The 21,423-nt window shown below is 60.3% G+C and carries 18 protein-coding genes; 13 read left to right on the top strand and 5 right to left on the bottom strand.

Features of this window, described 5'->3' with window-relative positions:
• Nucleotides 1-38: 38 nt before the first annotated feature.
• Nucleotides 39-1,763, bottom strand: coding sequence for a gamma-glutamyltransferase (gene ggt / locus ICY20_RS17780; RefSeq protein ID WP_194938153.1), 1,725 nt, complete (start codon nt 1,761-1,763; stop codon nt 39-41).
• 819 nt (nt 1,764-2,582) lie between these two features.
• Between ggt and ICY20_RS17775 the strand changes: the two genes are divergently transcribed.
• Together ICY20_RS17775 and ICY20_RS17770 are read left to right on the top strand one after the other, a co-directional pair.
• Complete coding sequence (locus ICY20_RS17775; protein WP_194938152.1) at nt 2,583-6,278, top strand: hypothetical protein; 3,696 nt, start codon at nt 2,583-2,585, stop codon at nt 6,276-6,278.
• Nucleotides 6,279-6,418: 140 nt separating this feature from the next.
• The gene (locus ICY20_RS17770) at nt 6,419-7,564 is read left to right on the top strand and encodes a MalY/PatB family protein (RefSeq protein WP_194938151.1); all 1,146 of its coding nucleotides are present in this window, start codon (nt 6,419-6,421) and stop codon (nt 7,562-7,564) included.
• A gap of 35 nt (nt 7,565-7,599) precedes the next feature.
• On the opposite strand, the gene ICY20_RS17765 is transcribed toward ICY20_RS17770, so the two are convergent.
• On the bottom strand, nt 7,600-7,815 hold the full coding sequence (locus ICY20_RS17765; RefSeq protein ID WP_003173733.1) for a TOBE domain-containing protein: 216 nt from the start codon (nt 7,813-7,815) through the stop codon (nt 7,600-7,602).
• A 316-nt stretch (nt 7,816-8,131) separates the two neighbouring features.
• On the opposite strand from ICY20_RS17765, the gene ICY20_RS17760 reads away from it, so the two are divergent.
• The 3 genes from ICY20_RS17760 to ICY20_RS17750 are packed head-to-tail and all read left to right on the top strand — an operon-like array spanning nt 8,132 to nt 10,627.
• Entirely contained in the window at nt 8,132-9,088 is a 957-nt protein-coding gene (locus ICY20_RS17760) for an aliphatic sulfonate ABC transporter substrate-binding protein (RefSeq protein ID WP_159962829.1), read from the top strand.
• Nucleotides 9,089-9,098: 10 nt separating this feature from the next.
• Nucleotides 9,099-9,920, top strand: coding sequence for an ABC transporter permease (locus ICY20_RS17755; protein WP_159962830.1), 822 nt, complete (start codon nt 9,099-9,101; stop codon nt 9,918-9,920).
• Nucleotides 9,917-10,627 (top strand): ABC transporter ATP-binding protein, encoded by a 711-nt coding sequence (locus ICY20_RS17750; RefSeq protein WP_159962831.1) that lies wholly within the window; start codon nt 9,917-9,919, stop codon nt 10,625-10,627. Before ICY20_RS17755 ends, ICY20_RS17750 begins: the two co-directional genes overlap by 4 nt.
• A gap of 136 nt (nt 10,628-10,763) precedes the next feature.
• On the opposite strand, the gene ICY20_RS17745 is transcribed toward ICY20_RS17750, so the two are convergent.
• The 3 genes from ICY20_RS17745 to ICY20_RS17735 all read right to left on the bottom strand — a co-directional run bounded on the left by ICY20_RS17745 (nt 10,764) and on the right by ICY20_RS17735 (nt 13,203).
• Complete coding sequence (locus ICY20_RS17745) at nt 10,764-11,666, bottom strand: DUF4880 domain-containing protein (RefSeq protein ID WP_159962832.1); 903 nt, start codon at nt 11,664-11,666, stop codon at nt 10,764-10,766.
• A complete protein-coding gene (locus ICY20_RS17740) occupies nt 11,663-12,181 on the bottom strand; it encodes a sigma-70 family RNA polymerase sigma factor (protein WP_159962833.1) in 519 nt (172 codons plus the stop codon). Before ICY20_RS17740 ends, ICY20_RS17745 begins: the two co-directional genes overlap by 4 nt.
• Before the next feature lie 92 nt (nt 12,182-12,273).
• Entirely contained in the window at nt 12,274-13,203 is a 930-nt protein-coding gene (locus tag ICY20_RS17735; RefSeq protein ID WP_159962834.1) for a LysR family transcriptional regulator, read from the bottom strand.
• A 117-nt stretch (nt 13,204-13,320) separates the two neighbouring features.
• On the opposite strand from ICY20_RS17735, the gene ICY20_RS17730 reads away from it, so the two are divergent.
• The 8 genes from ICY20_RS17730 to ICY20_RS17695 all read left to right on the top strand — a co-directional run bounded on the left by ICY20_RS17730 (nt 13,321) and on the right by ICY20_RS17695 (nt 21,239).
• Nucleotides 13,321-14,616 carry an MFS transporter gene (locus tag ICY20_RS17730; RefSeq protein WP_194938150.1) on the top strand — a complete coding sequence of 432 codons (1,296 nt, stop codon included), beginning with the start codon at nt 13,321-13,323 and terminating at the stop codon, nt 14,614-14,616.
• Nucleotides 14,617-14,632: 16 nt separating this feature from the next.
• Nucleotides 14,633-15,817 (top strand): L-rhamnonate dehydratase, encoded by a 1,185-nt coding sequence (gene rhmD / locus ICY20_RS17725; protein WP_194938149.1) that lies wholly within the window; start codon nt 14,633-14,635, stop codon nt 15,815-15,817.
• A gap of 11 nt (nt 15,818-15,828) precedes the next feature.
• Nucleotides 15,829-16,629: an aldolase/citrate lyase family protein gene (locus tag ICY20_RS17720; RefSeq protein ID WP_194938148.1), complete on the top strand. Its 801-nt coding sequence runs from the start codon at nt 15,829-15,831 to the stop codon at nt 16,627-16,629.
• 10 nt (nt 16,630-16,639) lie between these two features.
• Entirely contained in the window at nt 16,640-18,073 is a 1,434-nt protein-coding gene (gene aldA, locus ICY20_RS17715) for an aldehyde dehydrogenase (protein ID WP_194938147.1), read from the top strand.
• Between the two features lie 72 nt (nt 18,074-18,145).
• Nucleotides 18,146-19,021, top strand: coding sequence for an amidohydrolase family protein (locus ICY20_RS17710; protein WP_194938146.1), 876 nt, complete (start codon nt 18,146-18,148; stop codon nt 19,019-19,021).
• On the top strand, nt 19,021-19,341 hold the full coding sequence (gene rhaM / locus ICY20_RS17705; RefSeq protein WP_194938145.1) for an L-rhamnose mutarotase: 321 nt from the start codon (nt 19,021-19,023) through the stop codon (nt 19,339-19,341). Before ICY20_RS17710 ends, rhaM begins: the two co-directional genes overlap by 1 nt.
• Before the next feature lie 40 nt (nt 19,342-19,381).
• Entirely contained in the window at nt 19,382-20,440 is a 1,059-nt protein-coding gene (rhaT, locus tag ICY20_RS17700; protein ID WP_194938144.1) for an L-rhamnose/proton symporter RhaT, read from the top strand.
• Nucleotides 20,441-20,468: 28 nt separating this feature from the next.
• Nucleotides 20,469-21,239, top strand: a complete 771-nt coding sequence (locus tag ICY20_RS17695) for an SDR family NAD(P)-dependent oxidoreductase (RefSeq protein ID WP_159962841.1) — start codon at nt 20,469-20,471, stop codon at nt 21,237-21,239.
• The last annotated feature ends 184 nt before the right edge of the window (nt 21,240-21,423 follow it).

Genomic DNA, 21,423 nt, shown 5'->3' with positions numbered 1-21,423 from the left:
AGCAAGCCCGCTCCCACATTTTTTGACCGCGTCAGGCTTTAGTAGCCCAGCGACAGCCCTGTGTTACGACGCGGGTCGTTCGCCCCGTAGAAACGGTTGTTGCCCACCGGCTTGCCATCCAACGACGGCGCGCCGACCAGGATTGCGGCCAAGTGGTTGGCGTCCTGTGGCCCTGCGAACTTATGGCCCCAGCTTTCCAGGATCTTCTGGGTATCCGGGCTCACGGCAAAGGTCTCCAGGTTGGTGGTGTCGGGCATCCACTGCTGGTGGAAGCGCGGCGCGTCCACGGCTTCCTGGATATTCATCTTGTAGTCGATGACATTCAGGATCGTCAGCAACGTCGCCGTAATGATGCGACTGCCACCCGGCGTACCCACCACCATCACTGCCTTGCCGTCCTTGGTGACGATGGTCGGGCTCATCGACGACAGCGGCGCCTTGCCTGGGGCGATGGCGTTGGCTTCACCCTGCACCAGGCCGTACATGTTCGGCACACCGACCTTGACGGTGAAGTCGTCCATTTCATCGTTGAGGATCACCCCGGTCTTGCTCGCCATCACGCCCGCACCGAACCAGTCGTTAAGGGTGTAAGTCACCGAAACGGCGTTGCCCCACTTGTCGACGATGGAATAGTGAGTGGTGTTGTTGCCTTCATGGGGCGACACGCCTGGCTTGATCGCTTGGGAATCACCGGCCTTTTGCGGCGCGATGGCGGCACGCAGCTTGGCGGCGTAGTTTTTGTCCAGCAGGTGTTCGATCGGGTTCTTCACGAAGTCCGGGTCGCCCAGGTAGCTGTTGCGGTCCACGTACGCGTGGCGCATGGCTTCGATCTGGTAGTGCAGGCCCTGGGCCGAGTGGTAGCCCAGGTCGGCCATCGGGTAGCCTTCAAGGATGTTCATGATCTGGCAGATCACCACGCCGCCGGAGCTCGGAGGCGGTGCCGAGACCACGTGGTAGCCACGGTAGTCGCACTCGATGGGCGCCAGTTCGCGGGTCTTGTACTTGTCCAGGTCAGCCTGGGTGATGATGCCCTTGCCAGCCTGGCTGGAATCCACCAGGGCCTTGGCGACCCAACCTTTATAGAAACCGTCGCTGCCTTTGGCCGAGATTTCCTTGAGGGTCTTGGCCAGGTCTTTCTGCACCAGCTTCTGGCCCACCTGCATCGGTTGGCCGTTGTGCAGGAAGATGCCGCGCATGTCCTTGTCTTTCTCGAACTCGCCGGTGGCGGTGTGCAGCAGGTCGATATCACCCTGCTCCAGGGTAAAGCCGTTTTCCGCCAACTTGATCGCCGGGGCAATCACTTGGGCGCGCTTAAGAGTGCCGTACTTGCTCAGGGCCAATTCCATGCCCGAGACCGTGCCCGGTACACCGACCGCCAAGTGGCCCTTGGCGCTAAGGCCTTCAATGACGTTGCCGTCTTTATCCAGGTACATGTTGGCGGTGGCCGCCAGCGGGGCTTTTTCGCGGAAGTCGAGGAAGGTCTTGCGCCCGTCGGCCAGTTGCACGGTCATGAAACCGCCACCGCCCAGGTTACCCGCCGCCGGGTACACCACCGCCAATGCGTAACCGACTGCAACGGCGGCGTCCACCGCGTTGCCGCCGGCCTTGAGTACATCCACACCCACATGAGTGGCCAAATGCTGGGCCGTGACCACCATGCCATTTTCACCGGCCACCGGGGCCTGGGAAGCGGCTTGCACACCGCTGACCGTCAACACCAGCGCAGTGGCAATCAAGGTACGACTGAAGGGTTGGTATTTCATCCATGGCTACTCTGGTTATTGAGACGCACCAAAATAGCCCGCCCCGGATTTAATCCCCAGTGCAATGGCGTTTTTATTACAGAACTTGTCGGTCACAGAATGGCCCGGTCTGCTGGCTATCACCCGAACACTGCATCGGCGTGTCACACATAGTCGCTCTTAAGTCAGGAACATAGTTTGCCTGCACGCCACAGAGTTGCCTGTTCTGCAGTGGTTTCAGCAGCCCTCGCTCTATCAACCAAAAGACATGTCTTGATGAGTCAAATAGCGCACCGCCCAATCCCCACCGTCTCCTCACCTCACGCTTCGCAAAGCGCTTACACAAGCTCGGGCACTGAAGGCCAACAACCCGTTGCCGCAGCGGTCGAGTCAAATTCAGCAACGCGTTCAGAAACCCCAGGTAGCCTTCAGGGTGCACCTGTCTCTGCGCCACTGCCACAGCCGGTAAACCGTGATTATTGGGGATTATTGTCGCGAGAGATCCCCTTGACGCAGGCACAGCGTGCACAAGTCGTACAAGGGGTTGCGGGCTGGATCGAACCAGCCAACGGTGGCTTGCTCGACAATTTGGGCCGTATTGCGCTAAACGATAAGGACGTCCAGGAGGCGCTGAACAACCCGAGCTCTTCATACACCGTCAGTAAGCCAACGCGTACAGTAGACCGTGAGGGCTTCAGAGTCTCAGTCACTGACTACGAGCATAAAGCAATCGCCGATCCCTTCACGCGGACTTCCATATGCCGCGTCACAAGTTCCACCCCCTCAAGCTCTGCAAACAGCCATCGTCGAAGTACTTCTACCAATCTCTGTACTCAAACGTTGTCCGTAGCACCCCGCCATGCCCTTGAGCATCTTCTATCCCAACCCAAGGCGATTGAACTCGGCAAGAAACTCGAAGCGCAAATCGGCGTCCTTCCAACGGCCACAAGCGCCCGCGAATTGGTGATGGCTGCACTGGTCTTGAATGTGGACCCCCAGGCCGGTAACCCGCGCAATTCGATTCGCGGTTTTGCCCTGGACCACCCGGACAATTTCGGCAAATCACCCCAAACGCTGATTGCGGCGCTGGAAAAGCATCTGATCGATAACGCTGGAGTCAAGGACACCGACGCCCGAACGATGAGTTATTTGATGCTGTTACGGGTTGCGCCACAACTTCTGGTCAAGGACCTACCGGCAAGCCTTCTTTATGGCAGCCACGAATGGGCGCATTTCAGTGCCGCCGTGGCGCGTATCGAACAGAGTGCACCGGGCGCTAGCGCGACCCTGAGCCATAAGCAAGTCATGGACTTTGCCAAAGTCGAACCCACCACCGACCACGACAAGGCGAATGCGCTTATCGCCAGACGTGAGGCGCTGCTGGATTGGGCGGTTACCAATGGCATGCTCGACAAAAGAGCCGATAGCCCGTATTCAGAGGCCGAAATAACGCAGGCACGTGCGTCTTTCCAGCAACAGCCCTCCGACCTGCTAGTTGCCAGCAGGCGCCTGAGCCGCCCCACTCCGACACGTAAACAGATAGCGCTGGATGATCTGAAGCGGGTCTATGGTGACACAATCGACTTTACCAAACCTGTACTGCAAGCCACTTCAAGCAATAGCAATTACGACCAGAGCCATTTTTACAGCCTATTGGATGCGCATATATCGGGCGCACTTGAGCATGGTAACTGGCGTTCAATCAGCAGCACACTTTCAATGGACTTCATCGAAAGGGGCTACAGCCGACTTCGAGACATAGAGCCCACATTCAACCGAAGATTCGACAACCACTACAACGACTTGGTGACAGGTAATCGTAGCCTGGTCAAGAATCTGCTCTCGCAACTCCCGGCGGATGATCGGCGCAGCCTGCAATTGGGCAAACAGACCTTCTATAGCCTCAGAAAAGCGGTCCCTTCGCAGTACTCCCACCTGATCAGCACAGCCGACAAAGAAGCCAGCAAAGGCCGCCAGGGTTTCATCATTCGCTCCGAGCATGAGTCAAAAGTCACTTACTACGAAGTGTTCCCCCAACAGGGCAAAATCCAGATCCGCACCGACCTTCCGGATCAACTGCACGTGGGCGCAAACATCCAAGGCGGCATCAATATGGAGTCCAATAAAAGTCAGCCGTTTGACTGGCGGGCCTACAGCGACGGCGAAGCACCCCGTGAGGGGGAGTCTTCATCGCTGATCATCGAAGAAATCCGGACATCAAGGCAATGGCAACGCCAGGCCAGCGACAACACCCCAGACCTTTCCTTCCTGGGAGGCAAGGTTCACGAGTTGGCCGATATTGCCGCCTCCCTGCACCTGGTTCCTGATAAAGAAACGTTGCGTCAGCACGCCGGTGGCGAAAGCGGCCTGGAACGGGACCGGCGCTACCAGAAGGCTGGCGCGGCGGCGGTGCTGGGCTTGATTCCTTTTGCAAATACGCTGAAGCATGCGATCAACGGTGAGGCAATAGAAGCGATCAATAGCTTTATATTCGATGGCGCCGCCCTCCTCCTGCCTGGCGTCCCTGGATTTCGTGCGGTTGTTCATGACGTCAAGTCAGCCGCAAAGCTGTTCAATATGCTGAGAAAAGCCAGCAGCTCCACCGATGATCTGCTCATGCTCATCAACGCAGGCAAGACGGCCAAACCGTTTTACTCAACGATCCCAAGGTTTGGCAGCGCTGTTGGCAACGCACTGACGTCAGTTGGAGGCCCCGCCGCAAATGGTTTGCTCAAGGCGGGCTCGGAAAGCATGGCCATGGGCACCGTAAGGTTGGGGGGTGAAACGGGGGAAGCCACACGGGTGCTGGCGAAATTTGACGGTGTCGACAAATGGCATCCGGTTGACCCGATCAGTGGCGAACCTTACGGCACTGCGCTGGAGAACTTTGGTGCTGGAAGTACCGGTTTCATACCTGACTCATCGATTCCATTGAATCGACCGGCCTCTAGCCTTCCAACAGGCACGCTGGAAAACGCAAGGATGCTGTCGAGCGACGCTTATGTCATCCCTAGATCCAAAGGTTATGACTTCATTGACGGTGAAAAGGTATACCGCTACGAACCGAACCGACCAGACTACTTGGTTGACGTAGAAGCACCTGGGGCTAAGCGTGAAGTAGATAATTTCGAGGCTACCTGTACCGCGCCTGCTGAAGGCAGGTCCAAGCGCGGCTTTAACGATGTATGTTTTTCAAAAATAATCGATTCGACGCTGCTCGGAACTAATGAAACTCTTCAAGCGCTGGAGCATCAACGTCTTTTCCCAGCCCCTGTTAGGCCGGATAGCTCGCGCACAGTCGTGTATGAGCGACGCCTACATAATGTAGTAAACGATAAATTGGTACCCTACCCGATCAATGCACCCATCGAATATAAAAATAGAGTAACCGGCACACTGGGTGAGGATCGATATTTCGGATTTGGCGGTAGACGTTATGATGCGAGCCTGGAGACTGAAACTCGCGTCATTAAGCTCGATGCAATCTCGCCTATCAGTAACGACAAACGCGTATTGCGAGGTTTCGTGATGCCTTCCATCACCCAGAAGAATGAACGGTGCTTGGTAGTCGAGGCGGACACCGGTGTGTTTTACAGTCGCCCTCTAGATGCAGACTCCAACGCCCCCTTCAGCCGCCTGAATTTCAAGGGCGACGACCGCAGGGACGACCAGCTTATAAGCGCTTTTTGCGATCGCAAGAATAAATATCAGTTGGCATCAAGTCTGGCTCCCCGCGGTGAATTCATAGAACTCCCTCCCATGGACGCTATCTACATCTCCTTGAGAGCAAAAGGTCATACACTCGCAAAAATCAATAAGCTAAAAGAGGGAATGGCGACACTTTCCGCGGAAAAACAGCGCGAATTCGCGCTCATCTTGTGGAATAAGGGAAAGGTGCGAGACGTTGATATCGTCATGACCCCTGTGAAGGTTCCAACGCTACAAAAACCAGTTGATTTCAACCGGATGACCATTTCCGGAAAAAATGAGTTTTACGCTCGGGAAGCCAAAACCGAGGTGGATAAACAGTTCGAAATCACTGGGATTAGGTCCAGAAATCTTCGGCTTGCTGGAAACTCACAGGATGTGGCACGCAGCAAAACTGCTGCTCCAGTGACGGCATGGCTGTACGACCGAGCGTATATCGATGCCGATGGCCCTTATTTTAATAGCGTACTCAAAGTCGGAGCGGGAAACTGTGACCAGATGGCGGGTACCGCCGAAAAAATCATCGAAAAAGTTGGAGGGACCGCTCGTGTGATGGGGATGCCTGGTAAGCATGCCTTCACATTGGTCGGTAACGTCGCTCGCAACCTCACCACTGTTGATTTCTCCGAAGCTGCATGGAAAGACGCCTGGATAAGCGACCCATGGGCAGAAATATACTGCCCCGCCCCGGAATACATGAGGCGCTTCTCAGAAAAAATGGCGCAATGGAAATCCATCGGTAAACAAATCCAAACCAATGATGGCACCTGGATTGAGGCGAATGATCCTGACTGGCTCGAAGGCACGCTAAAGTCAGTTAAGAGCTAAAAACTGTGTGGTGAAGCGGTCAAACGCGTCCCTGAACTAGCCTCGTCATGATTGCCTGAGTCAATCGGCTCTGGCCTATAAAATGAATGGCGCTAAAATTAGCGCCATTCTTGCACCCGCCTCCCAGACACGAGCCCACCATGAGCTTTGATTTCGACACGCTCCACCCCCGCCAAGGCACTGGCAGTACCAAATGGAACCGCTACCCGGCAGACGTATTGCCGATGTGGATCGCCGACATGGACATCGCTGCGCCACCTGCCATCTTGCAAGCCTTGCGCGAGCGCCTCGACCAGCAAATCCTCGGCTACAGCGTGGCCGGCCCGGATGTACGCGAAGCCATCGTCGCCGACCTGTGGGCCAAGTACGCCTGGCGCGTGCAGCCTGAAGACCTGTTGTTCCTGCCCGGCGTCGAGCCTGGTTTCAACATGGCGCTGCATGCCTTTGTTCAACCTGGCCAACCCGTGGTGTTGCAAACCCCCAACTACCGGCCGATCCGCCTGGCGCCAGGGCACTGGAACCTGCCGAAAATTGAAGTGCCCTTCGAGCTGATCAACGGGGAATACCTGACCCCGCTGCCGGCCCTGCGTGACGCATTGGCCGGCGCCGGCGCACTGCTGCTGAGCAACCCGCACAACCCCATGGGCAAGGTCTTCCCTCGCGAAGAGTTGCTGGCCGTGGCCAACGCCTGCCTGGAACACGGCGCACTGATCATCAGCGACGAAATCCACGCCGAGCTGTGCTTTGACGGTCGCCGCCATATCCCCACGGCCAGCCTCAGCCCGCAAATCGCCGAGCGCACCATCACGCTGATGTCGGCGAGCAAGGCTTATAACGTGGCCGGCTTGAAAACCTGCTTCGCCGTGATCCAAAACGCCGAGATCCGCGAACGTTTCAACCAGGCCCGCTGCGGCATGGTCGACAGTGTCAGCCCCCTGGGCCTGGAAGCCACGCGTGCCGCCTACAGCCAGTGCGGCGAATGGCTCGACGCCCTCAAGCACTACCTGCAAGCCAACCGCGACTACCTGCTTGAGGTCGTGCAAACCCGTTTGCCTGGCGTGGTGATGCATGCGCCACAAGGCACCTTCCTGGCGTGGCTCGATTGCAGTGCTTTGGGCCTGGATGACCCACAGCAGTTTTTCCTGGAGCAGGCCAAGGTGGGCTTAAGCGCGGGGATTGAATTCGGCGATGACAGCCAGCAGTTCGTACGCTTGAACTTTGGCTGCCCACGAGCATTGCTGGAGCAAGGCTTGCAGCGCATGGAGGCTGCACTGCGCAGCCGCTGAAGGGCCGCCCCCGCACCGTGTGCGGGGGCAATTTGTTATAGCTTGGCGATGGACACTTCGGTGGACTTCACAAAGGCAATCACTTCACTGCCCACTTTCAATTCCAGATCACGCACCGAACGGGTGGTGATCACCGAGGTGACGATGCCGGACGCGGTTTGCACGTCGATCTCGGACACCACTTCCCCCAGCAGAATTTCCTTGATCACGCCTTTGAACTGGTTGCGCACGTTGATCGCTTTGATGGTCATGTCGGCTTTCCTTTTGGCTGTTGGGTCAATCCGCACGAATGCGCAGGCCCTCAAGATGCAGTACCGAGTGAAAACTTAAAAGGAATATATAACTCTTTATTTATTCCATAAGGATATATATCAACTGTTGCCCAGCCAACAGTGCTTCAACAATTTGCCCTTTCCCCAGACAGCATTCAGCTCTTAAACCCCCGCAAATCCTGCCTGATACCGACTGGCACAGAGCCTGCATATTCCTTAAAAGCATGATGGAACATGCGATCTAATTTTCTGAATATAAGAAAGCCTTCTCTCAATGCCTTGCCGGAGCTGTTCCATGATCCCATTTACTCAACGCTTACTCGGCGCCTGCGCGCTCGCCCTGTGCCTGCAACCCCAGGCCTTCGCCGCCGACACCGACCCGGCGCAAGTCAACCTGGATTACGCCTACTACTCGCCGGTCAGCCTGGTGCTCAAGCACTTCGGTTGGCTGGAACAGGCGCTGCCTCAATCCAAGGTGGGTTGGGTCTTGAGCCAGGGCAGCAACCGCTCCCTGGAGTATCTCAACAGCGGCGGCGTTGACTTCGCGTCCTCTGCCAGCCTGTCTGCGGTGTTGAGCCGTGCCAACGGCAGCCCGATCAAATCGGTGTACGTGTACAGCCGTGCCGAGTGGACCGCCCTGGTGGTTCGCAAAGACTCTCCACTCAAGAGCGTCACCGACCTCAAAGGCAAGAAAATCGCCGCCACCAAGGGCACCGACCCGTACCTGTTCACCCTGCGTAGCCTGCAACAGGCCGGGCTGAAAAAGGACGACGTGGAACTGGTGCATTTGCAGCACCCGGACGGTCGCACCGCGCTGGAGAAAGGCGATGTAGAAGCCTGGGCCGGCCTCGACCCGCACATGGCCGCCAGTGAAATCCAGGCCGGTTCGCGCCTGCTGTATCGCAACAAAGACTTCAACAGCTATGGCGTGGTGAGCGTCACCGAGAAGTTCGCCAAGGAGCACCCGCAAACCATCACCAAAGTGCTCGGTGCCTACGAAAAAGCCCGCGACTGGGCGGTCAAGCACCCGGATGAATTCGCCAAACTGCTGGCCGATGAATCGGGCTTGCCGTTGGAAGTTGCCAAGCTGCAACTGTCGCGTACCGACTTGAGCACACCGTTTCTAAGCAGCAAGGATGTGGTGGCCTCCAAGGCTGCCGCGCCGATCCTGGTGTCGGAGGAATTGGTGCGTCGCGGGGTGAATGTGGACCAAGTGATTGACCAGTTGATCGACACCTCGTTCGGCAAATAAGGGGCGCGTGATGACGGGAAAAACCCAAGCATTGCCACTGCCCGCACCGGTGGCGATCAACCGCAGTGCCTGGCCACGGCGACTCAAGGGGCTGGTGGTGCCGGTGCTGATCCTGCTGATACTGGAAGGCGTGGTGCGCGTCGGCTGGCTGCCGTCGTACCAAATGCCAGCCCCCAGCGAAATCGCCGTGACCCTGAGCCAACTGGCCGAAGGCGCGCTGTGCAAGCACATAAGCGCCAGCCTCGCCCGGGTGCTGCTGGGCTTTGCCATCGGCGCCAGCCTGGCCCTGGTGTTTGCTGCCTGGGTAGGCTTGAGCCGCGAGGCCGAGGCCTACCTGGAACCGACCTTCGCCGGGCTGCGCTCAATCCCGAGCCTGGCCTGGGTGCCGTTGTTGCTGCTGTGGCTGGGTATCGACGAAACCTCCAAGATCGTGTTGATCGCGATTGGCGCGTTTTTCCCGGTGTACCTCAATGGCGTCGCGGCCATACGCGATATCGACCGCAAGCTGGTGGAGGTCGGGCAGATGTATGGTTTTAGCCGACGCCGACTGGTGCGCCGTATCCTGTTGCCCGCCGCCCTGCCCGGTTTGTTTACCGGGCTGCGCAGCGGCCTGAGCCTGGCGTGGATGTTTTTGGTCGCGGCCGAGTTGATCGCCGCGACCAAGGGCTTGGGTTACCTGCTCAGCGATGGGCGCGAAACCTCGCGGCCCGATATCGTGCTCGCCGCGATCATCGTATTGGCGCTGCTGGGTAAGATCAGCGATGGCCTGCTTGCCGCGCTGGAGAAGCGCTGCCTGGCGTGGCGCGATACCTTCCAGGGGGCAGAGCGATGAGCCCTCTGTTGGATATTCATGTGCTGCGCAAAAGCTTTGCCAGCACCACCGTGCTCAAGGACGTTCACCTGTCGTTGCAACCGCGCGAAGCCGTCAGCCTGCTGGGGCCTAGCGGCTGCGGTAAAAGCACCTTGCTGCGCATCGTCGCCGGGCTGGAAAAGGACTACCAGGGCGAACTGCGCAGCCCCGACGGCGAAGTCGCATTTGTGTTCCAGGAGCCGCGGCTGATGCCTTGGCTCACGGTGGAGCAGAACATCGGTTTCAGCGATGACGGTCATTACGACAAGGCCTGGGTTACACAACTGATCGAGGAAGTCGGCCTTAAGGGGTTTGCCCAGGCGCTGCCCAAGCAGTTATCCGGCGGCATGGCGCAACGGGTGGCGATTGCTCGTGGGCTGTATTCACGCCCGCAAGTGTTGCTGCTCGATGAGCCGTTCAGCGCGGTGGATGCGTTTACCCGCATGAAGTTGCAAGACCTGTTGCTGCAACTGGCCGAGCACCACGCCATCGCCTTGCTGCTGGTGACCCATGATGTGGACGAGGCGTTGTACCTGAGTGACCGGGTGCTGGTGATGGATAATCGGCCCAGCAGTATTCGCCAGGAACTGGCGGTGGCGTTGCCACACCCCAGGGATCGGCGTGATCCGCAGCTGGCGCAGCTCAAGGCGCTGGCGTTGACCGCGTTGCAGCGGGCGCATGTGATCTAAGCGCCGGCATCCGCAACACAGCAAATCAAATGTGGGAGCTGGCTTGCCTGCGAAAGCGGTGGGCCAGCTGGCATTTTTACCGACTGCCCCACTGCTATCGGGGGCAAGCCCCCTCCCACATTGAGCCTCGGTGGCTTCAAGTGAGGGTGACCCAATAGCGCGTGCGCGCCTGTACTTCGAAGCCCAATGTCGAGGCCAACAGGTTGAGGATGCGGTCGGTGTCGTCCAGTCGAAAGCTGCCGGTAACACGCAGCGATTCCAGCCGTGGGTCCCAACGCAACACACCAGGCCGATACCGCTCCAACTCTCGCAAAAAATCCCCCAGCGCTTGGTTTTGCGCCGTCAGCACACCCTCGCGCCAGCCCAGTTGCAGCACATCAAATGGCACCCAGGCACCGAGCCCGCTGGCTTTGAGCGGCGCTTGCTGGCCGCCCTGCAAGGTTGCCAACTGCCCATTCAGATCGCGCACCTGCACCGTGCCCTTGAGCACCGAGACCAGGCAACCACTGGGCAGTAGTCGCACACAGACTTCGGCCTGGCTGACGCTGAGCTCGCCAAAAGAGGTGTGCACAGCCACCGCCTGAGTGCCCGGCACAGTGAGCGCCAACTCGCCCTCCACCAAGCGGATGCGCCCCGGTGCCACGTCCACCGCCGTGGCGGTGTTGAGTTGCAGGCTGGCGCCATCGGCCAACGGCAGGCGTTTGCGTTCGCCGGTAGCGGTGTGCAAATCGGCGCGCCAGGCCTCGACGGGCATTTGCCGGCTGATCAGCCAGGCGGTCGGCACCAACGCAGCCAGCCCGAGTGCGCGCTTGAGCACCGCGCGACGCCCCGGTTGCGGCCGGTCGAGGCTGGCCATCGCCAACGCCTGGGGCAGGCCGCTGAAACGCTGACGCAGGGTCTGGGCTTTTTGCCAGGTCTGTTCGTGTTGGGGATGGCTATCGCGCCAGTGTTGCAACGCGGCGTGGTCACGTTCGGTGGCCGCGCCAGACTCCAGCAGCGCCAGCCACTGGGCAGCGGCGCGGGCAACGTCGCGGCTCACAGGTCCACCAGCAAGCAATGCTCGTAGGCTTGGGCCATGTAACGCTTCACGGTGCGCTCGGATACGTCCAGGCGCTCGGCAATCTCGCGATACCCCAGGCCTTCAAGCTGGCTCCACAAAAAGGCACGGCGCACCAGCACCGGCAGGCCATCGAGCAATTCATCCAGCGCTTGCAGGGTTTCGAGCATCAGCCAGCGCTGCTCCGGCGACGGCACGCAGGCTTCGGGCAAGCTGGCCAAGGCATTGAGATAGGCGTGTTCGAGGCTGCGCCGCTGATGAAAGTTGACCAGCAAACGCTTGCCAACCGTCACCAGGTACGCACGCGGCTCCTGCATCTGCGCAATCGGCTGCGCACTGGCGAGTACGCGCAGGAACGTGTCCTGGCTAAGGTCTGCCGCATCCCAGGCATTGCCCAGGCGTCGGCGCAACCAGCTTTCGAGCCAGCTGCGATGGTCGCGGTACAGGCTCGACAAGGTCAGCTCAGGGCCTTGTGTCGGAGCAACAGCATCATTCATGGCAAGCAACCTGCGCGGCGCGACTGAGTCTCAAATGAGATTCATTCTATTTAATATCGTGCCGGCGCACCATGCCCTTTTCAACATTCGGTTTATAACATCGCCGCTTTACTGCGCAGCAAGTCGATAAACAGCCCCAGTTCGCGGCTCACGCCTTCGCCTTTGCGCAGCAACAGACCAAAAGGCGCCAACCGCACATCCAGCGCCACCGGCAGGGCCACCACCAGGCCCATTTTCAGGTAGTCACGCAGGGCGCTCTCCGAAAGCACCATCACTGCGTCGGTCAGTTGGATCAACTGCTGCATCGAATAGATCGAGCTGCACTCAATCACGTCCGCCGGGCTGGGCAGCGCCAGGTCTTGCAGGGCCTGGTCAAAGCCGATTCGCGCCGGGCTGGTTTGCGGTTGCAAAATCCACGGCCAGTCGCTCACCAACTCCGCCAGTTCCAGATGATCGCGTTGCACCAGAGGGTGCCCGGCGTGCACCACCACCAGCATGCGTTCGTTGCCCAGGGGTTCGAAGCTGTAGTGCTCGCTGTCGGTGGCGGCGTTGCGCCGGGTGATGCCCAAATCGATACGGCCCTGCTCAAGCAACTGGATCACCTGGTCGCTGGTGTCGCCCATGATGCGAATACGCAATTGCGGGTTGAGCGTCTTGATCTGCGCGATGGAGTCCATCACCAGGTCTGGCGCGGCGCCCATGATGGTGCCGATCGACAGGTAGCCATAACCGCCCTGCTGGCGCGCGTTCAAGTCTTCGGCGCAGCGGTCCAGGCCGCTCAAGGCCGACTCGGCAAAGCGAATCAGCTCTGCGCCCAACGCCGTTGGCCGCATGCCCCGGGGCAAACGTTCGAACAGGTCGCAACCAAACATGTCCTCGATCTCGCGCAGCATGCGTGTAGCGGCGGGTTGCGACATGTTCAGCGCCTGGGAGGCGCGGTGTAGGTTCTGGCTGGAGCTGAGCGCCACCAGCATGTGCAGGTGCTTGTAACGCAGGCGGTTAAACAGGCTGGGACTACGCATTTTTATCCTTTTTATCGATACCCTGAAGGTATCACTTGTAAGCGAGATTCGATTTGTAGCGCATTGCTCGCCCGCCGTACAGTCCGGCCCATAAGAACAAAACATCGGACTGCCACTATGAAAACCCTGCCTGCGCCCCTGCTCGCCAAGATTTCCTGGCGACTGCTGCCCTTCTTGCTGTTGATGTACATCATGGCCTTCCTCGACCGCGCCAATGTCGGGTTTGCCAAGCAAGCCTTCCAGGCCGATACCGGTTTGAGCGACGCCGCGTTCGCGTTCGGCGCCGGTGTGTTCTTCGTCGGCTACGCGCTGTTGGAAGTACCGAGCAACCTGATCCTGCACCGTGTCGGCGCCCGCCTGTGGATGTGCCGCATCATGGTCAGCTGGGGCCTTGTCTCGGCGGCGATGGTGTTTGCGCACAACGAAACCAGCTTCTACATCCTGCGCTTTCTGCTGGGCGTGGCTGAAGCGGGGTTCTTCCCCGGCGTGATCCTCTACCTCACCTACTGGTTCCCCCAGGCCGTGCGCGGCAAGGCCATGGGCTTCTTCTACTTTGGCGCGCCGCTGGCGTTTATCTTCGGCAGCCCGTTGTCTGGCCTGCTGCTGGAAATGGACGGCTGGGGCGGCGTCCACGGCTGGCAATGGCTGTTTGCAGTCGAGGGTTTGATGGCCTCGGTGGTGGGCATCTGGGCCTACTTCTACCTGGACAACCGCCCCGCAGACGCCAAATGGCTCAGCGCTGATGAACGCCAGCAAATCCAAGGCCTGCTGGATCAGGAAGACCACCACAAATCGTCCCACGGCCACAGCTTGCTCAAAGTGCTCTGCCAACCGTCGGTGCTTTACCTGTGCCTCGTGTACCTGCTCATCCAGGCCAGCGTGTATGGCGTGGTTTTCTACCTGCCAACCCAAGTCGGCGGCCTGCTCGGCACCAAGGTTGGCTTGATGGTCGGGCTGGTCTCGGCGGTCCCGTGGCTTTGCGCGCTGTTTGCCGCCTGGTGGATTCCGGCCTACTCCGACCGCACTGGCCTGCGCCGCCAAACCGCCTGCCTGACCCTGCTGATGGCCGCCGCTGGCATCGCCTGCTCGGTGACCTTCGCCAGCCCTATGCTGGGCATGCTCGCGCTGTGTTTCGCCGCGTCGGGGTTTATCGCGGTACAGCCGGTGTTCTGGACCTTCCCCTCAAGTTACCTGGCCGGCAGCGCTGCGGCGGCTGGCATTGCGCTGATCAATTCGTTCGGTGCCCTCGGCGGCTTTATCGCCCCGGTGCTCAAGCATTGGGCCGAAGGCGCCTTCCACTCCCCGGCAGCCGGTTTGTACCTGCTGTCCGCCACCACGGTACTCGCGGCATTGCTGGTACTGGGCATCCATTCACCCGGCCGCAACGCGTCGAACACGCCGGCCACCGTTTAAATCCAGGAGTCATACCATGGGTCATCTCACCATCAAACACGTGCGCGCCTTTGTACTGCGAGGCGGCGGCGCCGATTACCACGACCAGGCCGATGGCCACTGGATCGACGACCACATCGCCACGCCGATGAGCAAATACCCGGAGTACCGCCAGAGCCGCCGCAGCTTCGGCATCAACGTACTCGGCACCCTGGTGGTCGAGATCGAAGCCAGTGACGGCACCGTCGGTTTCGCCGTGACCACCGGCGGCGAGCCGGCGGCCTATATCGTCGAGAAACACCTGGCGCGCTTTATCGAAGGCGCCCGCGTCACCGACATCGAAAAAATCTGGGACCAGATGTACCAGTCCACCCTCTACTACGGCCGCAAAGGCCTGGTGATCAACACCATCTCCGGCGTCGACCTGGCGCTGTGGGACTTGCTCGGCAAGATCCGCAAGGAGCCGGTGCACCAGTTGCTCGGCGGCGCCGTGCGCGATGAATTGCAGTTCTACGCCACCGGCGCCCGCCCGGACCTGGCGCAGAAAATGGGCTTTATCGGCGGCAAGATGCCCCTGCACCACGGCCCCAGCGAAGGCGAAGAAGGCCTGCGCAAAAACCTCGAACAATTGGCCGAGATGCGCGAACGGGTTGGCCCCGATTTCTGGCTGATGCTCGATTGCTGGATGAGCCTGGACCTGAACTACGCCACCAAGTTGGCCGTCGGTGCCCACGAGCACGGGCTCAAGTGGATCGAAGAAGCGCTGTCGCCGGACGATTACTGGGGCTATGCCGCCCTGCGCAACAACGTGCCCAAGGGCATGCTGGTGACCACCGGCGAACACGAAGCCACGCGCTGGGGGTTTCGCATGCTGTTGGAGATGGGTTGCTGCGACATTATCCAGCCGGATGTGGGCTGGTGCGGCGGCCTGACGGAGCTGGTGAAAATCTCGGCCCTGGCCGATGCCCACAACGCGATGGTGGTGCCCCACGGTTCTTCGGTCTACAGCTACCACTTCGTTGCCACCCGGCATAACAGCCCATTCGCCGAGTTCCTGATGATGGCGCCAAAAGCGGATGAAGTGGTGCCGATGTTCCACCCGCAACTGCTCGGCGAGCCTGTGCCGGTCAATGGCCGCATGCGTCTGTCGGCGCTGGACAAACCCGGTTTCGGCGTTGACCTGAACCCGGATTGCCAACTGCACCGTCCGTACAACCGCTGAGGAAACGTGCGATGAATATGCCCCGCAACGGCTTCAAGGCCGCCCTCGCCCAAGACGCCACCCAATATGGCATCTGGGCCGGTTTCGCCACTGGCTACGCCGCCGAGATCGTCGCCAGCCTCGGCTACGACTGGATGCTGATCGACGGCGAACATGCCCCCAACACCGTGCCCAGCGTGCTCAGCCAATTGCAGACGGTAGCGCCCTACGCCACCGCACCGGTGGTACGTGCGGTGAACGGCGACGCCAGCCTGATCAAGCAACTGCTCGACGTTGGCGCGCAAACGCTGATGATCCCCATGGTCGAAACCGCCGAACAGGCCCAGGCCCTGGTGCGCGCCATGCGTTACCCGCCCCACGGCATTCGTGGCGTCGGCGGCGGCTTGACCCGCGCGACACGTTGGGACGGCGTAGACAATTACCTCAACACCGCCCATGAAGAGCTGTGCCTGATCGTGCAAGTAGAGTCACGCCTCGGTGTAGAAAACGTCGAAGCGATTGCCGCCGTCGAGGGCGTGCACTCGGTGTTCATCGGCCCGGCCGACCTGTCCATCGGCCTTGGCCACGCCGGCAACCCCGGCCACCCCGAGGTGCAAGAGCGCATCAAGCACGCCGTGGACGCCACCCTCGCCGCCGGCAAAGTCTGCGGCATTCTCGCGCCCAATGAAGACGACGCCCGCCGCTATCAGGCCTGGGGTTGCCGCTTTATCGCGGTGGCCATCGACATCAGCCTGTTGCGCCAGAGCGCCCTGGCCACCCTCGCCCGCTATCGCCCGCAGGCCGACAGCAAAGCCCCGTCGCGTACCTACTAAGGAGCTGCCCATGTCATCCGTTCCCGTGTACCAGAACTTCATCAACGGCCGCTTCGTATCCAGCGAAGCCCACATCGACGTGCTCAACCCGGCCACTGGCGCACTGCTGTCCAAGGTGCCGTCGTCCACCGCCGCCGATGTCGACCAGGCCCTCGCCGCCGCACGCCACGCGCAAAAAGACTGGGGGCGCAAACCCGCCATCGAACGCGCTGGCCACCTGCGCCGCATCGCCGCCAAGCTGCGCGAAAATGTCGCGCACCTCGCCCGCACGATCACCCTGGAGCAAGGCAAAGTCAGTGGCCTTGCCGAAGTGGAAGTGAATTTCACCGCTGACTACCTCGACTACATGGCCGAGTGGGCGCGGCGCATCGAAGGCGAGATCATCACCAGCGACCGCCAGAACGAAAATATCTTCCTGTTCCGCAAGCCGTTGGGCGTGGTGGCCGGCATCCTGCCGTGGAATTTCCCGTTCTTTTTGATCGCCCGCAAAATGGCGCCGGCGCTGCTTACCGGCAATACCATCGTGATCAAGCCCAGCGAAGAAACACCGAACAACTGCTTTGAATTCGCCAAGCTGGTGGCCGAAACCGACCTGCCCGCCGGCGTGTTCAACGTGGTCTGCGGTGACGGCCAGGTCGGCGGCGCACTCACGTCCCACAAGGGCGTAGACATGATCAGCTTCACCGGCAGCGTCGCCACCGGCTCGCGCATCATGACCGCGGCCGCGCCGAACATCACCAAGCTCAACCTGGAACTGGGCGGTAAGGCGCCGGCCATCGTGCTGGCGGATGCCGACCTGGAGCTGGCCGTCAAAGCCATCCGAGATTCGCGCATCATCAACACCGGCCAAGTGTGCAACTGCGCTGAGCGGGTGTACGTGGAGCGCAAAGTCGCCGACCAGTTTATCCAGCGCATCAGCGCAGCCATGTCGGCCACCCGCTACGGCGACCCGATCGCTCAAGCAGATGTAGAGATGGGCCCACTGATCAACCGCCAGGGCCTGGACAACGTCAATCGCAAGGTGCGTACCGCATTGAGCCAGGGCGCCACGCTGGTGAGCGGCGGGCAGATTGCCGACCTGGGTGCGGGCTTTCACTTCCAGCCCACCGTATTGGCGGGCTGTCGCGCCGACATGGAGATCATGCGCGAAGAGATCTTCGGCCCGGTGCTGCCGATCCAGATTGTCGATGACCTGGACGAAGCCATCGCCATGGCCAATGACTGCGACTACGGCCTGACCTCTTCGATCTACACCCGCGACTTGGGCAAGGCCATGCACGCGGTGCGCGAGATCGACTTTGGCGAAACCTACGTCAACCGCGAAAACTTCGAGGCGATGCAAGGCTTCCATGCCGGTGTGCGTAAATCCGGGGTTGGCGGCGCCGATGGTAAGCATGGCCTGTACGAATACACCCACACCCATGTGGTGTACCTGCAGAGCTGATCTGGTTAAACGGGCCTGGGCACGGTAGCGTGCGGGCCCTCCCGAATGTGCTTCTGATTAAGGACTGCCCCCATGCCCCTGACTTCCTACAGCGGCCCGATCATCGACAGCCACCTGCACCTGTTCGACCCGCGTCGGCCCCAGGGCATCGCGTGGCCCGAGCCGGGCAACCGGTTGTATAGCGCGCATTTGCCGGCCGATTACTGGGCGCTGGCCGAACCCCACAATGTGGTGGGCGCGATTGCAGTTGAGGCGAGCCCGTGGCGCGACGATAACCGCTGGCTACTGGAAACCTTGCGCAGCGAGCCGCGCATGCTCGGCTTTGTCGGCAACCTGGACCCGCTGCACGAAACGTTCAATGCCGACCTCGATGCGCTCGCAACAGAGCCGCTGTTCCTCGGCCTGCGCTACGGCAACCTTTGGGACCGCGACCTGCTTGACGATCAAGCCCGGCCCGGCTTTATCGACGGCCTGCGCCAGCTCGCCGCCTATGGCCGAAGCCTGGACAGTGCCAACCCAAACCCACGCCTGATCAAGGGTTTGTTGCACCTGAGCGATGCCTTGCCCGAACTGCGCATCATCGTCGACCACCTGCCCAACGCCCAAGTACCGGCGGGTGAAGAAGCGGCGTATCACGCCGATCTGTTGCGCCTGGCCGAGCGGCCCAATGTGTTCGCCAAACTGGCGGAAATCCCCCAGCTCGGCCCGCAAGGCTTGATCACCGACACCGCGTTCTACAACGACCGCTTGGCGGTGTTGTGGGAAGCCTTTGGCGCAGACCGCTGCTTCTTTGGCAGCGACTGGCCCAACAGCGATCACCTGGCCGATTTCGCCACCACCCTGGGCCTGGTCAAACGCTGCATGGCCGACAAGGCCGAGGCGGTGCAGGCCAAGTTCTTCGTGCACAACGCGGTGCATATCTATACGCCCACCCATGGAGCGCAGTGATGCAGACCCGCGCCTTTCGCATGAACCTCAACCCTGGCCAGGCCGATGAGTATCGGCGGCGTCACGATGAAATATGGCCTGAGCTGGCGACGGCACTGCTCGACGCAGGCGTGGTGGATTACCGGATCTTCCTCGATGAGCCCGCCAACGCGTTGTTCGCCGTGCTCACCCATGAAGACGCCCACAGCCTGGATGACCTGCCCGGCACTGCCCTGATGCAACGCTGGTGGAGCTACATGCAAGACATCATGCCCAGCCACGCGGATGCCTCGCCGATCAGTGTCGATCTACTGCCGATGTTCCAACTGACACGCCCTTGAACCAACAGACCCACAACAACAATAAAAAGGATTCGACTACGTGGAAATCATTCTCCTTGGTGTGATTCTGCACTTTATCGGCGGCTTCGCTTCCGGCAGCTTCTACATCCCTTACAAGAAGGTCCGCGGCTGGGCCTGGGAAAGTTATTGGATCACCGGCGGCCTGGTGTCGTGGCTGATCGTGCCGTTGATTGCCGCACAACTGACGGTGCCGGGCTGGGTAGAGATCTTGCGCACGGCCGACACGAGTACGCTGCTCTGGACCTATATGTTTGGCGTGCTGTGGGGCATCGGCGGGCTGACGTTCGGCCTGACCATGCGCTACCTCGGCCTGTCCCTGGGTATGTCGCTGATCATGGGCCTGACCTCGGCACTCGGCGCGTTGATGCCGGCGCTGTACCGCGACCTGTTCACCACCGAAACCGAAGGCACCCTGACGTCGATGCTGGCCTCCCAGGGCGGGCATTGGGTGTTGTGGGGAGTGGCGGTGTCGTTGATCGGTATCGCGGTATGCGGCAAGGCCGGGTTGATCAAGGAACGGGAAGTGTCCCAGGCGGTGAAGTTCGCCAGTGTCAGCGAGTTCTCGCTGGGTAAAGGCATGCTGGTGGCGGTGATCTCTGGCGTGCTGAGCGCGTGTTTCAGCTACGGCATTTCCGCCGGTCGCCCGCTGGCCGCCGCTGCGGTGGAGCATGGGGCCAACAGCCTGTTCCAGAACAACGTGACCTTTATGGTGATCATGTGGGGCGGCCTGACCACCAATGGCATCTGGTGCCTGTGGCTGAACTGGCGCAACCGCACCTTCCATAACTACACCGACCGCAGCACCCCGCTGCTGGGCAACTACCTGCTGGTGGCCATCGCCGGCACGTTGTGGTTCTTGCAGTTCTTTTTCTACGGCATGGGCGAAAGTCGCCTGCAGAATGACGCCAGTTCGTGGGTGCTGCACATGTCGTTCATCATCATCGTGTCCAACTGCTGGGGCCTGTATTTCCGCGAATGGCACGGCACCAGTGCGGCCAACAAGGGCGTACTGGTGGCCGGCATCGCCGTGATCCTGGGCGCAATCGCCATGGTCGGCTACGGCAATTACCTCGGCTGATGCCGCTTATTTTTGAAGGAGAGTTTTTATGTTGCTTGCAGACAAAACCGTGATCATCACCGGCGCCTCCCGTGGCATCGGCCGCGCTGCCGCCCGTGAATGTGCCCGCCAGGGCGCCCGCGTGGTAATCGGCCACAGCGGCAGCGGCCAAGGCACCGAGGCGGCGTATTCGTTGATCGAAGAGATCAAGGCCTTCGGTGGCCAGGCGATTGAAGTGGGCGGCGACGCCGCCGACCCGGACACCGGCGACAAGCTGGTGGCCGGCGCGGTCAAGGCTTTTGGCAGCGTCGACGTGTTCGTCAACAACGCCGGCATCTGCCCGTTCCACTCGTTCCTCGACATGCCCCGCGAGGTTTACCTCAAGACCGTCAACACCAACCTCAATGGCGCCTACTTCGCCGTGCAAGCGGCGGCCAACCAGATGAAAAACCAGGGCCGTGGCGGCGCGATCATTGCGGTCAGCTCCATCAGCGCCTTGGTGGGCGGCGGCATGCAAACCCACTACACGCCGACCAAGGCCGGGCTGCATTCGTTGATGCAGTCTTGCGCGATTGCGCTGGGGCCGTATGGCATTCGCTGCAACTCGGTGCTGCCGGGGACCATTGCCACCGATATCAACAAAGAGGATTTGGCGGATGAGGAGAAGCTTGCCTACATGACCTCGCGTACGCCGCTGGGGCGGTTGGGTGAGCCGGATGACATCGCCGGCCCCATCGTATTCCTTGCCTCCGACATGGCGCGCTATGTGACGGGCGCGTCGCTGCTGGTGGATGGCGGCCTCTACGTAAACCTCCAGTAACAACCCGCTCTCTCCCAAACACCACAGTTCCAATGTGGGAGGGGGCTTGCTCCCGATGGCGGTGTATCAGTCACACATGTACCGACTGAACCGCTGCTATCGGGAGCAAGCCCCCTCCCACAAGGGGTCTGTGTGTGCCTGAGTTTTGTGCAAGACCCAATAAAAACAACAATCCAAGGAGCTT

Source organism: Pseudomonas pisciculturae (assembly GCF_015461805.1).
Classification (GTDB): Bacteria; Pseudomonadota; Gammaproteobacteria; order Pseudomonadales; family Pseudomonadaceae; genus Aquipseudomonas; species Aquipseudomonas pisciculturae.
Note: the sequence above shows the minus strand (reverse complement) of the source record. Positions and strands in the feature narration are given on the sequence as shown.

What these genes read in the sequence shown, in the direction of transcription:
- ggt (WP_194938153.1), bottom strand. Translation starts at nt 1,763, where the DNA reads ATGAAATACCAACCCTTCAGTCGTACCTTGATTGCCACTGCGCTGGTG.
- ICY20_RS17770 (WP_194938151.1), top strand. Translation starts at nt 6,419, where the DNA reads ATGAGCTTTGATTTCGACACGCTCCACCCCCGCCAAGGCACTGGCAGT.
- ICY20_RS17765 (WP_003173733.1), bottom strand. Translation starts at nt 7,815, where the DNA reads ATGACCATCAAAGCGATCAACGTGCGCAACCAGTTCAAAGGCGTGATC.
- ICY20_RS17760 (WP_159962829.1), top strand. Translation starts at nt 8,132, where the DNA reads ATGATCCCATTTACTCAACGCTTACTCGGCGCCTGCGCGCTCGCCCTG.
- ICY20_RS17755 (WP_159962830.1), top strand. Translation starts at nt 9,099, where the DNA reads ATGACGGGAAAAACCCAAGCATTGCCACTGCCCGCACCGGTGGCGATC.
- ICY20_RS17750 (WP_159962831.1), top strand. Translation starts at nt 9,917, where the DNA reads ATGAGCCCTCTGTTGGATATTCATGTGCTGCGCAAAAGCTTTGCCAGC.
- ICY20_RS17740 (WP_159962833.1), bottom strand. Translation starts at nt 12,181, where the DNA reads ATGAATGATGCTGTTGCTCCGACACAAGGCCCTGAGCTGACCTTGTCG.
- ICY20_RS17735 (WP_159962834.1), bottom strand. Translation starts at nt 13,203, where the DNA reads ATGCGTAGTCCCAGCCTGTTTAACCGCCTGCGTTACAAGCACCTGCAC.
- ICY20_RS17730 (WP_194938150.1), top strand. Translation starts at nt 13,321, where the DNA reads ATGAAAACCCTGCCTGCGCCCCTGCTCGCCAAGATTTCCTGGCGACTG.
- rhmD (WP_194938149.1), top strand. Translation starts at nt 14,633, where the DNA reads ATGGGTCATCTCACCATCAAACACGTGCGCGCCTTTGTACTGCGAGGC.
- ICY20_RS17720 (WP_194938148.1), top strand. Translation starts at nt 15,829, where the DNA reads ATGAATATGCCCCGCAACGGCTTCAAGGCCGCCCTCGCCCAAGACGCC.
- aldA (WP_194938147.1), top strand. Translation starts at nt 16,640, where the DNA reads ATGTCATCCGTTCCCGTGTACCAGAACTTCATCAACGGCCGCTTCGTA.
- ICY20_RS17710 (WP_194938146.1), top strand. Translation starts at nt 18,146, where the DNA reads ATGCCCCTGACTTCCTACAGCGGCCCGATCATCGACAGCCACCTGCAC.
- rhaM (WP_194938145.1), top strand. Translation starts at nt 19,021, where the DNA reads ATGCAGACCCGCGCCTTTCGCATGAACCTCAACCCTGGCCAGGCCGAT.
- ICY20_RS17695 (WP_159962841.1), top strand. Translation starts at nt 20,469, where the DNA reads ATGTTGCTTGCAGACAAAACCGTGATCATCACCGGCGCCTCCCGTGGC.